The organism is Bacillus hominis (assembly GCF_030348325.1).
Lineage (GTDB): Bacteria > Bacillota > Bacilli > Bacillales > Bacillaceae_G > Bacillus_A > Bacillus_A hominis.
This window is the reverse complement of record NZ_JAUCFS010000005.1, coordinates 3,503,885-3,517,001: the sequence shown is the minus strand read 5'-3', so window position 1 is coordinate 3,517,001 and position 13,117 is coordinate 3,503,885. Positions and strand designations below refer to the sequence as shown.

General features: G+C 38.8%; 12 protein-coding genes. 11 read left to right on the top strand and 1 reads right to left on the bottom strand.

Annotated features, from left to right (window positions below; translation table 11 throughout):
* From QUF93_RS20640 to pyrE, 11 genes are all read left to right on the top strand, one after another.
* A complete protein-coding gene (locus QUF93_RS20640; protein ID WP_289360044.1) occupies positions 1–909 on the top strand; it encodes an RluA family pseudouridine synthase in 909 nt (302 codons plus the stop codon).
* A 203-nt stretch (positions 910–1,112) separates the two neighbouring features.
* A complete protein-coding gene (pyrR, locus tag QUF93_RS20635; protein ID WP_001156489.1) occupies positions 1,113–1,655 on the top strand; it encodes a bifunctional pyrimidine operon transcriptional regulator/uracil phosphoribosyltransferase in 543 nt (180 codons plus the stop codon).
* Positions 1,656–1,800: 145 nt separating this feature from the next.
* Positions 1,801–3,093: a uracil permease gene (gene uraA, locus QUF93_RS20630; protein ID WP_071713206.1), complete on the top strand. Its 1,293-nt coding sequence runs from the start codon at positions 1,801–1,803 to the stop codon at positions 3,091–3,093.
* Positions 3,094–3,241: 148 nt separating this feature from the next.
* Positions 3,242–4,156: an aspartate carbamoyltransferase gene (gene pyrB / locus QUF93_RS20625; protein ID WP_289360043.1), complete on the top strand. Its 915-nt coding sequence runs from the start codon at positions 3,242–3,244 to the stop codon at positions 4,154–4,156.
* Entirely contained in the window at positions 4,140–5,426 is a 1,287-nt protein-coding gene (gene pyrC / locus QUF93_RS20620; protein ID WP_289360042.1) for a dihydroorotase, read from the top strand. The genes pyrB and pyrC overlap by 17 nt, the downstream gene beginning before the upstream one ends.
* Positions 5,423–6,520, top strand: a complete 1,098-nt coding sequence (locus QUF93_RS20615; RefSeq protein ID WP_289360041.1) for a carbamoyl phosphate synthase small subunit — start codon at positions 5,423–5,425, stop codon at positions 6,518–6,520. Before pyrC ends, QUF93_RS20615 begins: the two co-directional genes overlap by 4 nt.
* Complete coding sequence (gene carB, locus QUF93_RS20610; protein ID WP_289360040.1) at positions 6,505–9,723, top strand: carbamoyl-phosphate synthase large subunit; 3,219 nt, start codon at positions 6,505–6,507, stop codon at positions 9,721–9,723. Before QUF93_RS20615 ends, carB begins: the two co-directional genes overlap by 16 nt.
* Positions 9,720–10,499, top strand: a complete 780-nt coding sequence (pyrK, locus tag QUF93_RS20605) for a dihydroorotate oxidase B electron transfer subunit (RefSeq protein WP_000983359.1) — start codon at positions 9,720–9,722, stop codon at positions 10,497–10,499. The genes carB and pyrK overlap by 4 nt, the downstream gene beginning before the upstream one ends.
* Positions 10,496–11,407, top strand: coding sequence for a dihydroorotate oxidase B catalytic subunit (gene pyrD, locus QUF93_RS20600; protein WP_002121858.1), 912 nt, complete (start codon positions 10,496–10,498; stop codon positions 11,405–11,407). The genes pyrK and pyrD overlap by 4 nt, the downstream gene beginning before the upstream one ends.
* 2 nt (positions 11,408–11,409) lie before the next feature.
* On the top strand, positions 11,410–12,126 hold the full coding sequence (gene pyrF, locus QUF93_RS20595) for an orotidine-5'-phosphate decarboxylase (RefSeq protein WP_000083510.1): 717 nt from the start codon (positions 11,410–11,412) through the stop codon (positions 12,124–12,126).
* A complete protein-coding gene (gene pyrE / locus QUF93_RS20590) occupies positions 12,123–12,755 on the top strand; it encodes an orotate phosphoribosyltransferase (RefSeq protein WP_289360039.1) in 633 nt (210 codons plus the stop codon). The genes pyrF and pyrE overlap by 4 nt, the downstream gene beginning before the upstream one ends.
* A gap of 69 nt (positions 12,756–12,824) precedes the next feature.
* Here pyrE and QUF93_RS20585 read toward each other — a convergent pair whose 3' ends face one another.
* Positions 12,825–13,079 carry a YbeF family protein gene (locus QUF93_RS20585; RefSeq protein ID WP_002121853.1) on the bottom strand — a complete coding sequence of 85 codons (255 nt, stop codon included), beginning with the start codon at positions 13,077–13,079 and terminating at the stop codon, positions 12,825–12,827.
* Between the last annotated feature and the right edge of the window lie 38 nt (positions 13,080–13,117).

Sequence of the window (13,117 nt, the reverse complement as noted above, 5' to 3'; positions counted from 1 at the left end):
ATGAGTGAAGTAGTACAAGTAACAGTTGCAGAAGAACAAAAGAGCGAGCGAATTGATAAATTCGTTGCAGAAATAAACAGTGAATGGTCACGTTCACAAGTGCAGCAATGGATTAAAGATGCTGTTGTAACAGTAAATGGTAAAGTGATTAAAGGGAATTATAAAGTTAAAGCAAATGATGAAATTACAGTAACGATTCCTGAACCAGAAGCATTAGATATTCAACCAGAAGATATGAATTTAGAAATTTATTATGAAGATGCAGATGTACTCGTTGTAAATAAGCCACGTGGTATGGTTGTACATCCAGCGCCAGGTCATACAAGTGGTACGCTTGTAAACGGCCTTATGCACCATTGTACAGATTTATCAGGTATTAACGGTGTAATGCGCCCTGGTATTGTGCATCGTATTGATAAAGATACATCTGGCCTATTAATGGTTGCAAAAAATGATATGGCACACGAGTCACTTGTAAATCAACTTGTAGCAAAAACGGTAACAAGACGCTATAAAGCGATTGTACATGGTGTAATTCCACATGATAAAGGAACAATTGATGCTCCAATTGGTCGTGATAAAAAAGAACGTCAAAGTATGACTGTTGATGAAAATGGTAAGAATGCAGTTACACATTTCCAAGTGTTAGAGCGATTTAAGAATTTCACACTTGTAGAATGCCGCTTAGAAACGGGACGTACGCACCAAATTCGTGTTCATATGAAATATATTGGCTATCCACTTGCGGGAGATCCAAAGTATGGACCAAAGAAAACATTAGATATGAATGGACAAGCACTTCATGCAGGTATTTTAGGATTTGACCATCCTCGTACTGGTGAATATATTCAGTTTGAAGCACCTATTCCAGAAGTGTTTGAAGATGCATTAAATATTTTACGAAAATAGTATTGACAAATCACACGAAAACTGAGATACTGACAACAGTTAAATAATGATCCTTTAACACAGCCCCGTGAGGTTGAGAAGGTAACGGTTTGAAATACTTAGGGTATGCTGTACCCTTTTTTCAAAAGTCCTCTCGCACACGCTGAGAGGACTTTTTTTATACCATTCCTCTCATGCAAGAAAAAAGCTTGGAGGTGTAGAACATGCAGGAAAAAGCTGTCGTTTTAGATGACCAAATGATTCGCCGCGCTTTAACACGAATTAGTCATGAAATCGTGGAACGAAATAAAGGTGTCGATAATTGCGTTCTTGTCGGAATTAAAACACGTGGAATTTTTATTGCACAACGTTTGGCAGAACGAATTGGTCAAATTGAAGGAAAAGAAATGGAAGTAGGCGAGTTAGATATTACGTTATATCGTGATGATTTAACACTACAATCAAAACATAAAGAACCACTTGTAAAAGGTTCTGATATTCCTGTAGATATTACGAAGAAAAAAGTTATCCTTGTGGATGATGTGTTATATACAGGAAGAACAGTTCGAGCAGCAATGGATGCTCTTATGGATTTAGGTAGACCATCACAAATTCAATTGGCTGTTCTTGTTGATAGAGGTCATCGTGAACTACCAATTCGCGCTGATTATGTAGGAAAGAACATTCCAACATCAAGTGAAGAACGTATTGAAGTTGATTTGCAAGAGACAGATCAACAAGATCGAGTAAGTATATATGATAAGTAAGCCCTTTTAAATGTAGTCCTGTGAGGCTGCCAAAGGGTCTTGGCTTTCATATGTCAAATTTGGCATACGAAAGTATAGGACTCTTTGTGCACAGGCGCAAAGAGTTTTTTTATTGTAAAGATTTCAACTGAAGGAGGATGTAACAATGGAACAAAAGCCAGTGTTAGACGTTAATGAAGTACCGAAACCGGGAAAATGGTTATTTTTAAGTATACAACATTTGTTCGCGATGTTTGGATCAACAGTGCTTGTTCCGTTTTTAACAGGATTGAATCCATCAGTAGCATTAATATCAAGTGGATTAGGAACGTTAGCGTTTCTTCTTATAACGAAAGGTCAAGTACCTGCCTATCTAGGATCATCATTCGCCTTTATCGCACCGATTATAACAGCGAAAACAGCAGGTGGACCGGGAGCAGCAATGCTTGGTGGTTTACTTGCAGGACTTGTATACCTGTTAATTTCAATCGGAATTAAGAAGTCTGGATCAGCGTGGATTATGAAATTACTTCCACCAATCGTAGTTGGTCCGGTTGTAATGGTAATCGGTTTAGCTTTAGCACACACTGCAGTAAATATGGCGATGAACGGTGCAGATGGCAAGTATAGCTTTACACACTTTTCAGTAGCATTAGTAACATTAGCAATTACAATCATTTGCTCCATATTCGGGAGAGGGTTCTTCAGTATCATACCAGTTTTACTTGGAATCATCGGAGGTTACATCTTTGCTTACTTCCAAGGGCTAGTTGATTTAAAGCCGGTAGCTGAGGCAAAATGGTTTGTCATACCAGATTTCACAGTACCATTTGTAACATACACACCAGAGTTTTCATGGAAGATTGTACTCTTAATGGTACCAGTTGCACTCGTAACAATTTCAGAACATATCGGACATCAAATTGTATTAGGAAATGTTATCAAAAGAGATTTAATTGAAAAACCAGGTTTACACCGTTCAATCTTCGGTGATGGAGTAGCAACATTGATTGCATCACTAATCGGTGGACCACCGAATACAACGTATGGTGAAAACATCGGTGTGCTAGCAATTACGAGAGCATACAGTGTATACTTATTCATCGGTTCAGCAGTGTTCGCAATTACATTCGGATTTATCGGTAAGATTTCTGCACTGATTCATTCGATCCCAACACCAGTTATGGGCGGGGTATCAATCTTACTATTCGGTGTAATCGCATCAAGCGGATTACGCATGATGGTAGATGATAAAACAGATTTAAGTGACAAACGAAACTTAATGATTGCATCAGTAATACTAGTAATCGGTATTGGTGGAGCGGTACTTCACGTAGGGGATTCATTCCAAGTAGAAGGAATGGCGCTTGCAGCGATTGTAGGTGTACTGTTAAATCTACTACTACCAGAAACAAAACAAGAAAAACATACAAAACAATCTAAGCAGATTGCTTCATAAAAATAACCTTTTAATTCAGTCCTGTGAGACAGAAAAGAGTGGCTTCTTCCTTGCACCCTAGTCTTACATGACTAGGGTATTTTTATACAAAGGTTGTTATAAATATACAAAAGTGGTAACATAAAAATCAGAAAGATGAGGGATGACGATGAGCCATTTGTTAACGATGAGTGAATTATCGGAAGTAGAAATTTCAGAAATCCTAAAAGACGCAGAAGATTTTGCGAATGGAAAAGAGAGCAAAACGACAGAGCAAACTTTTGTTGCAAACTTGTTCTTTGAGAATAGTACGAGAACGAGATTTAGCTTCGAAGTTGCTGAGAAGAGATTAGGACTTGAAGTATTAGACTTTTCAGCAGATTCATCTAGCGTACAAAAAGGAGAAACTTTATACGATACGATAAGAACACTAGAATCAATCGGAACAAAAGCGGTAGTCATCCGCCATGAGCAAGATCGTTACTTCGATGAATTAAAAGATCAGGTGAATATCCCAATCTTGAACGCTGGAGATGGATGTGGAAATCATCCAACGCAATGTCTACTCGATCTTCTAACAATTAAACAAGAGTTTGGAAGATTTGAAGGTTTGAAGATTGCAATAGTTGGGGATGTTCGTCATAGCCGAGTAGCACGTTCTAATGCAGAAGCATTAACGAAACTGGGCGCGACAATTTACTTTGCAAGCCCAGAAGATTGGAAAGATGAAGAGAACAAATTTGGAACGTACAAGAATTTAGATGAACTTGTTCCAGAAGTGGATGTGATGATGTTACTTCGTGTACAACATGAGCGTCATGACCATTATGAAACAGACATTATGAAAGAGTATCACGAGCAACATGGGTTAACAGTTGAAAGAGAAAAACGTATGAAAGAAGGAAGCATTATTATGCATCCAGCCCCTGTAAACCGTGATGTTGAAATTGCGAGTGAACTTGTCGAGTGTGAACGCTCACGCATATTTAAGCAAATGGAAAACGGGGTCTACGTAAGAATGGCTGTACTAAAACGCGCATTACCAAATGTATTAGGAGGAATGAAACATGAATTATTTGTTTAAAAACGGTCGTTATATGAATGAAGAAGGAAAAATTGTAGCAACAGATCTTCTCGTACAAGACGGTAAAATTGCGAAGGTAGCAGAAAATATTACGGCAGATAATGCTGAAGTAATCGATGTAAACGGAAAGTTAATCGCACCTGGATTAGTAGATGTACACGTACATCTTCGCGAACCAGGTGGTGAACATAAAGAAACAATTGAAACAGGAACACTTGCAGCAGCAAAAGGTGGATTCACTACAATTTGTGCAATGCCAAATACACGCCCAGTGCCAGATTGTAAAGAGCATATGGAAGACTTACAAAAACGTATTAAAGAAAAAGCACATGTTAATGTACTGCCATACGGAGCAATTACAGTACGCCAAGCAGGTTCTGAAATGACAGATTTTGAAACGTTAAAAGAGCTTGGAGCATTTGCTTTCACTGATGACGGTGTAGGCGTACAAGATGCTAGCATGATGTTAGCTGCTATGAAGCGTGCAGCAAAACTGAATATGGCAGTAGTTGCACACTGTGAAGAGAATACACTTATTAATAAAGGTTGTGTACATGAAGGGAAGTTTTCTGAGAAACACGGATTAAACGGTATCCCATCAGTATGTGAATCTGTACATATTGCAAGGGATATACTGCTTGCTGAAGCGGCAGATTGTCACTATCACGTATGTCACGTAAGTACGAAAGGATCTGTACGTGTAATCCGTGATGCGAAACGCGCTGGAATTAAAGTAACAGCAGAAGTAACACCGCATCACCTAGTGTTATGTGAAGATGATATCCCATCAGCTGATCCTAACTTTAAAATGAACCCACCGCTTCGTGGAAAAGAAGACCATGCAGCGTTAATTGAAGGGTTACTAGATGGAACGATCGATATGATCGCAACTGACCATGCACCGCATACTGCGGAAGAGAAAGCGCAAGGCATTGAAAGAGCACCATTCGGAATTACTGGTTTTGAAACAGCATTCCCACTTCTATACACAAACCTTGTGAAAAAAGGAATTATCACACTAGAACAGTTAATTCAATTCTTAACAGAAAAGCCAGCTGATACATTCGGTTTAGAAGCAGGTCGCCTGAAAGAAGGTAGAGTAGCTGATATTACAATCATTGATTTAGAACAAGAAGAAGAGATTGATCCAACAACATTCTTATCAAAAGGAAAAAATACACCATTCGCAGGTTGGAAATGCCAAGGTTGGCCGGTTATGACAATCGTTGGTGGTAAGATCGCATGGCAAAAGGAGAGTGCATTAGTATGAAAAGACAACTTATCTTAGAAGATGGAACAGTATTAATTGGAAAAGGTTTCGGAGGAGAAATCGAAAAGTCAGGTGAGGTTGTATTTACAACTGGGATGACTGGATATCAAGAAACTTTATCTGATCCATCATACTGCGGTCAAATCGTAACATTTACGTATCCACTAATCGGAAACTACGGCATTAACCGTGACGATTTTGAATCAATTCACCCGTCTGTAAATGGTTTAATTGTAAATGAAATTTGTGATCACCCATCAAACTTCCGTAATGAAATTTCGTTAAATGATTATTTAAAAGAAAGAAATATCCCAGGATTAGCAGGAATTGATACGAGAAAATTAACGAGAAAAATCCGTCAATACGGTACATTACGCGGACGTCTTTGCAATATGGATGTGGATGTAGAGGACATCGTTAGCCAATTGAAAGCAACTGTCTTTACAGATCATGTAAAACGCGTATCAACGAAAGATCCATATCCAAGCCCAGGCCGTGGTCATCGAGTTGTACTTGTAGACTTCGGAATGAAACATGGTATTTTACGAGAATTAAATAAGCGTGACTGTGATGTAATTGTAGTACCTTACAATACAACAGCAGAAGAGATTTTACGCCTTAGCCCAGATGGAATTATGTTAAGTAATGGACCTGGAGATCCAAAAGATGTACCGGAAGCAATTGAAATGTTAAAAGACATTATTGGTAAAGTTCCTTTATTCGGGATTTGCCTAGGACATCAATTGTTCGCCCTAGCATCTGGTGCGAATACAAGTAAGTTAAAATTCGGTCACCGTGGTTTAAATCATCCAGTAAAAAATCTTGCAACTGGAAAAGTAGCAATTACATCTCAAAACCATGGTTACGCAGTAGAAGAAGAATCAGTTAGAAATACAGAACTTGAAATTACACATGTTGCTTTAAATGATGGAACAGTAGAAGGTCTTCGTCATACGAAGTTCCCAGCATTTACAGTGCAATACCATCCAGAAGCTTCTGCAGGACCAGAAGATGCAAATGATTTATTCGAAGATTTCTTAGCAATGATTGAAAACTTCAAGAAAGAAGGGGAAGAGTTATGCCAAAACGCCTAGACATTAACACAATTTTAGTAATCGGATCAGGACCAATTGTAATTGGGCAAGCAGCAGAGTTTGATTACTCTGGTACACAAGCTTGTCAATCTCTTAGAGAAGAAGGTTACAAAGTAATCCTTGTTAACTCTAACCCAGCAACAATTATGACAGATACTGCAACAGCAGATAAAGTATATATAGAACCATTAACACTAGAATTCGTAAGCCGTATTATTCGTAAAGAACGCCCAGATGCAATCCTACCAACATTAGGTGGTCAAACAGGCCTGAATATGGCAGTTGAACTTGCGAAATCAGGCATACTTGAAGAGTGCGGAGTTGAAATTTTAGGAACAAAATTATCAGCAATCGAGCAAGCGGAGGATCGTGATTTATTCCGTACATTAATGCAGGAATTAAATGAACCAATTCCATCTAGCACAATTATTCATACGCTGGAAGAAGCACATGAATTTGTAAAAGAAATTGGTTATCCAGTAATTGTTCGCCCGGCATTTACAATGGGGGGAACAGGTGGCGGAATCTGTAGTAATGAAGAAGAACTAATTGAAATCGTATCAGGTGGATTAAAACATAGTCCAGTAACACAATGTTTATTAGAAAAGAGTATTGCTGGTTGTAAGGAAATTGAATATGAAGTAATGCGTGATTCGAATGATAACGCGATTGTAGTATGTAACATGGAAAATATCGATCCGGTTGGGGTTCACACAGGTGATTCTATCGTTGTAGCACCGAGCCAAACATTAAGTGACCGTGAGTATCAAATGTTACGAAACACTTCATTAAGAATTATTCGCGCATTAGGAATTGAAGGTGGATGTAACGTTCAGCTTGCACTTGATCCACATAGCTTCCAATACTATGTAATCGAAGTAAACCCACGTGTGAGTCGTTCGTCTGCACTAGCATCTAAAGCAACTGGATATCCAATTGCGAAGCTAGCGGCGAAAATTGCAGTCGGTTTAACATTAGATGAAATTGTAAACCCAGTAACACAAAAAACATACGCTTGCTTCGAGCCAGCATTAGACTATGTTGTTTCAAAAATTCCACGTTGGCCATTTGATAAGTTTGAATCAGCAAACAGAACACTTGGTACACAAATGAAGGCAACAGGTGAAGTTATGTCAATCGGACGTAACTTAGAACAATCATTATTAAAAGCGATCCGTTCTTTAGAGCTTGGCGTTTATCACCTAGAGTTAGACCACTTAAAAGAGCTTGATAAAGAAACGATGAAAAAGCGTATTATAAAAGCTGATGATGAGCGTCTGTTCGTTGTAGCAGAAGCGATCCGTCAAGGGGTAACGAAAGAAGAAATCAACGAATGGTGTGAAATGGACTTCTTCTTCTTACAAAAAGTTGAAAACATCGTAAACATGGAACGCGAAGTAAAAGCGAATGTAGGAAATATGGAAGTGTTACAATCTGCGAAAGAAATGGGCTTCAGTGACCATTACATTGCCAATGCTTGGAACAAAACAGAGCGCGAAATTTACGATATACGTAAAGAAAGCAATATGACTCCTGTGTATAAAATGGTAGATACTTGTGCGGCGGAGTTTGAATCTGCAACACCTTACTACTACAGCACATATGGTGACGAGAATGAATCGGTTATAACAGATCGTAAGAGTGTGGTTGTACTAGGGTCTGGTCCAATCCGTATCGGTCAAGGTGTTGAGTTTGACTACGCAACAGTTCACTCTGTATGGGCAATAAAAGAAGCTGGATATGAGGCAATCATTGTTAATAACAACCCAGAAACAGTTTCAACAGACTTCAGTATTTCTGACAAATTATACTTTGAACCACTAACAATAGAAGATGTAATGCACATCATTGATTTAGAAAAGCCAGAAGGTGTTATCGTTCAGTTCGGTGGACAAACGGCAATTAACTTAGCGGCGAAATTAGAAGAACACGGCGTGAAAATCTTAGGAACATCACTTGAAGATTTAGACCGTGCAGAAGATCGTGATAAATTCGAAGCTGCATTAACACAATTAGGTATCCCGCAACCAGTTGGTAAAACAGCAACAACTGTAGAACAAGCGGTAGCAATCGCTGACAAAATTGGTTACCCAGTATTAGTAAGACCATCTTACGTACTAGGTGGACGTGCGATGGAAATCGTATATCGTCAAGAAGAATTACTGCACTACATGAAAAACGCAGTTAAAGTTCACGCAGAGCATCCTGTATTAATCGACCGTTACATGGTTGGTAAAGAAATTGAAATAGACGCAATTTCAGACGGTGAAAATGTATTCATTCCAGGTATTATGGAACATATTGAACGCGCTGGAGTTCACTCTGGTGATTCAATTGGAGTATATCCACCACAGAGCTTATCTGCAAAACTGAAAGAACAAATTATCGAACATACAATTGCACTTGGAAAAGGTTTAAACATCATTGGATTACTAAATATCCAGTTTGTAGTATTCAAAGATGAAGTGTACGTAATTGAAGTAAACCCACGTGCGAGCCGTACAGTACCATTCTTAAGTAAAATTACAGGCGTACCGATGGCGAATGTCGCGACGAAAGTAATTTTAGGCCAAAATCTTGTAGAACAAGGATATGGAACTGGCTATCACCCAGAAGAGAAAGAAGTGTATGTAAAAGCACCAGTATTCTCATTTGCGAAATTACGCTCAGTTGATACAACATTAGGACCTGAAATGAAGTCAACAGGGGAAGTAATGGGTAAAGATTTAACGCTTGAAAAAGCACTATATAAAGGTCTTGTTGCTTCTGGAATTAACATTCCAACGCACGGATCAGTAATCATCACTGTAGCGGATAAAGATAAAGAAGAGGCGATGGAAATTGCAAAACGTTTCCACGAAATTGGCTATAACTTATTAGCAACAGCTGGAACAGCACAATCGTTAGCAGAGCAAAATATCCCAGTACAAGTTGTAAACAAAATTGATTCTGAAGACTATAACTTACTAGATATTATCCGTCAAGGAAAAGCACAGTTTGTAATCAATACATTAACAAAAGGCAAACAACCAGCGCGTGATGGTTTCCGCATTCGCCGTGAATCAGTAGAAAATGGTGTAGCTTGCTTAACATCACTTGATACAACGAGAGCAATCTTACGAGTATTAGAATCTATGACATTCTCAGCTCATTCAATGAAAGAAATTACGCAAACAAAGCGTCACGAGGTGGTACATGCATGATGCAAAAGCAAAATATGATCGTCGTTAATCAAAAAGAAATCGCAAAAAACATTTACGAATTAGTGCTTCAAGGAACTTTAGTACAGCAAATGAACGAACCAGGGCAGTTTGTACACATTAAGGTAGCAGAGGGCATTGCGCCCCTTCTGCGCCGCCCAATTAGTATTTGTAATGTCGATCAAGAGAAGAACGAATTTACAATGCTATATCGTGCGGAAGGACAAGGGACAAAAACATTAGCAACTAGAAAACAAGGTGAAATGGTAGACGTTCTAGGACCACTAGGACACGGTTTTCCTGTAGAAGAAGCGGAAGCTGGACAAACAGCTTTGTTAGTAGGCGGGGGAATTGGTGTACCACCACTTTATGAATTATCACAGCGCCTCGTTGCAAAAGGTGTACGCGTTATTCACATCTTAGGTTTTCAAACGAAAGATGTTGTTTTCTATGAAGAAAAATTCGCAGAACTTGGTGATACGTACGTTGCGACAGTAGACGGTACACACGGTACAAAAGGGTTTGTCACAGATGTAATTGATAATTACGGAATTGACTTTGACATTCTTTATTCATGTGGTCCGTTAGCGATGCTTCGTGCATTAGAAGGACGTTATAAAGAGAAAAAAGCCTATATTTCATTAGAAGAACGCATGGGTTGTGGTATTGGAGCTTGTTTCGCATGTGTATGCCACTTACAAGAAGATCCAAGTGGACATTCTTACAAGAAGGTGTGTAGCGACGGACCAGTATTTCCAATCGGGGAGGTTGTATTATGAACAGATTGCAAGTTGAATTACCAGGGTTATCATTAAAAAATCCAATCATCCCAGCATCTGGTTGCTTCGGATTTGGTCGTGAGTATGCACAGTTTTATGATTTAAGTGTACTTGGATCAATTATGATTAAAGCGACGACAGAACAACCTCGTTATGGAAATCCAACGCCTCGTGTTGCTGAAACACCAGGTGGAATGCTAAATGCAATCGGGCTTCAAAATCCTGGATTAGAAAAGGTAATGAATTCTGAATTACCTTTTCTCGAACAATTTGATCTTCCGATTATTGCAAACGTCGCTGGTTCACAAGCTGAGGATTACGTAGCGGTTGCGAAGGAAATTTCAAAAGCACCTAATGTTCATGCACTAGAATTAAATATTTCTTGTCCAAACGTCAAAACAGGTGGTATCGCCTTTGGTACAAATCCTGAAATTGCTGCTGATTTAACGAAGCGAGTAAAAGAGGTTTCTGAAGTACCTGTATACGTGAAGTTGTCACCGAACGTGGCAAACATTGTGGAGATTGCAAAAGCGATTGAAAATGCAGGTGCAGACGGTTTAACGATGATTAATACATTGCTTGGTATGCGTCTAGATTTAAAAACAGCTAAACCAATTTTAGCAAACCGTACAGGCGGATTATCAGGTCCTGCGATTAAGCCAGTAGCAATTCGTATGGTACATGAAGTAAGTCAAGCGGTTAACATTCCGATTATCGGAATGGGTGGTATTGAAACAGCGGAAGATGTAATTGAATTTTTCTATGCTGGTGCAAGCGCGGTTGCAGTAGGTACAGCGAACTTTATCGATCCGTTCGTATGTCCGACAATTATTGAAGAATTACCAGCATTACTAGATGAATTAGGATTTGATCACATTTCGGAATGTCAAGGAAGGAGCTGGAAGTAAGTATGTCACAGTCGCTAATTGTTGCACTAGATTTTCCAGGGAAACAAGAGGTAGAACAATTCTTACATCACTTTGAAGGGGAAGAGTTATTTGTCAAAGTTGGTATGGAGTTATTTTACAAAGAGGGTCCTGCAATTATTACGTACTTAAAAGAAAAAGGACATAAGATTTTTCTAGATTTAAAACTTCATGATATTCCGAATACAGTAAAAAGCGCTATGCGTAGCCTAGCTAGTCTAGATGTAGATATGGTAAATGTTCATGCTGCTGGGGGAAGTAGTATGATGAAAGCTGCGATTGAGGGATTAGAGGAAGGTAAGCAAGAAGGAAAAGAGAGACCGATTTGTATTGCAGTTACACAACTAACAAGCACTTCGGAAGCTATGATGAAAAAAGAGATCGGCATTGAGAAAACGTTAGAAGAAGCGGTTGCTCATTATGCAAAATTAACGAAAGAAAGTGGACTTGATGGAGTTGTTTGTTCAACACTGGAAGTTCCGAAATTACGTGAAGTATGCGGAAATGAATTTGTAACAGTAACACCGGGGATTCGTCTTGCAAGCGATGATGTGAATGACCAAGTGCGCGTTGCAACACCGAAACGTGCGAGGGAACTTGGTTCAAGCTACATCGTAGTAGGACGTAGTATTACAAAAGCAGAAAATCCGCTTGAAGCGTATAAAACAGTAAAACAACAGTGGGAAGGTGTAACAGTATGAAAAAAGAAATCGCATCGCATTTATTAGAAATTGGAGCAGTATTTTTACAACCGAATGATCCATTCACGTGGTCTTCTGGTATGAAATCACCAATTTATTGTGATAATCGTTTAACTTTATCTTATCCAAAAGTACGTCAAGCGATCGCAGCTGGATTAGAGGAGTTAATTAAAGAGCACTTCCCAACTGTAGAAGTTATTGCAGGAACTGCAACTGCTGGTATTGCGCACGCTGCATGGGTAAGCGATCGTATGGATTTACCAATGTGCTACGTACGTAGTAAAGCAAAAGGTCACGGTAAAGGGAATCAAATCGAAGGAAAAGCTGAAAAAGGTCAAAAAGTAGTAGTAGTAGAAGACTTAATTTCAACTGGCGGTAGTGCAATTACATGTGTAGAGGCACTTCGCGCAGCTGGTTGTGAAGTATTAGGAATCGTATCAATCTTCACATACGAGCTTGAGTCAGGAAAAGAGAAACTAGAAGCAGCAAACGTAGCATCATATTCTTTAAGTGACTACAGTGCATTAATTGAAGTAGCAGCAGAAAAAGGTATGATCGGACAAGCTGAAACGAAAAAATTACAAGAGTGGCGTAAAAATCCAGCTGATGAGGCTTGGGTTACAGCGTAACACGAAAAAAGACGACTGTGTGGGGAAACGCAGTCGTCTTTTTTTATAAAAAAATAGTAATGGTCATCATTAGTTACTACTTTGATAATATTCATACCCTCTTACAAACAATAGAGTCATATAAGAAACGATAAATGAGAAGATACTATACATACCGACCCAAAAGAAAAACTTTGGAGTAAAGGCGATAACACCTATTATTAAAAAACTAGCAAACGTTACAATCGGCATTACGTAATACGTTTTCGTTCTACGTGTTCCAATAACAGAAACGATAAAGATAAGTAATGGACAAAGAAATAAGACGAAAATCAATTCATTCATAGTTATGTCCCCTTTTCTAATTGAAGTAATCTGTTTCT

Excerpts from the sequence above, each read along its gene's own strand:
- carB (WP_289360040.1), top strand. The coding sequence starts at position 6,505 with ATGCCAAAACGCCTAGACATTAACACAATTTTAGTAATCGGATCAGGA.
- pyrF (WP_000083510.1), top strand. The coding sequence starts at position 11,410 with ATGTCACAGTCGCTAATTGTTGCACTAGATTTTCCAGGGAAACAAGAG.
- pyrR (WP_001156489.1), top strand. The coding sequence starts at position 1,113 with ATGCAGGAAAAAGCTGTCGTTTTAGATGACCAAATGATTCGCCGCGCT.
- pyrC (WP_289360042.1), top strand. The coding sequence starts at position 4,140 with ATGAATTATTTGTTTAAAAACGGTCGTTATATGAATGAAGAAGGAAAA.
- pyrE (WP_289360039.1), top strand. The coding sequence starts at position 12,123 with ATGAAAAAAGAAATCGCATCGCATTTATTAGAAATTGGAGCAGTATTT.
- pyrD (WP_002121858.1), top strand. The coding sequence starts at position 10,496 with ATGAACAGATTGCAAGTTGAATTACCAGGGTTATCATTAAAAAATCCA.
- pyrB (WP_289360043.1), top strand. The coding sequence starts at position 3,242 with ATGAGCCATTTGTTAACGATGAGTGAATTATCGGAAGTAGAAATTTCA.
- QUF93_RS20585 (WP_002121853.1), bottom strand. The coding sequence starts at position 13,079 with ATGAATGAATTGATTTTCGTCTTATTTCTTTGTCCATTACTTATCTTT.
- pyrK (WP_000983359.1), top strand. The coding sequence starts at position 9,720 with ATGATGCAAAAGCAAAATATGATCGTCGTTAATCAAAAAGAAATCGCA.
- uraA (WP_071713206.1), top strand. The coding sequence starts at position 1,801 with ATGGAACAAAAGCCAGTGTTAGACGTTAATGAAGTACCGAAACCGGGA.
- QUF93_RS20640 (WP_289360044.1), top strand. The coding sequence starts at position 1 with ATGAGTGAAGTAGTACAAGTAACAGTTGCAGAAGAACAAAAGAGCGAG.
- QUF93_RS20615 (WP_289360041.1), top strand. The coding sequence starts at position 5,423 with ATGAAAAGACAACTTATCTTAGAAGATGGAACAGTATTAATTGGAAAA.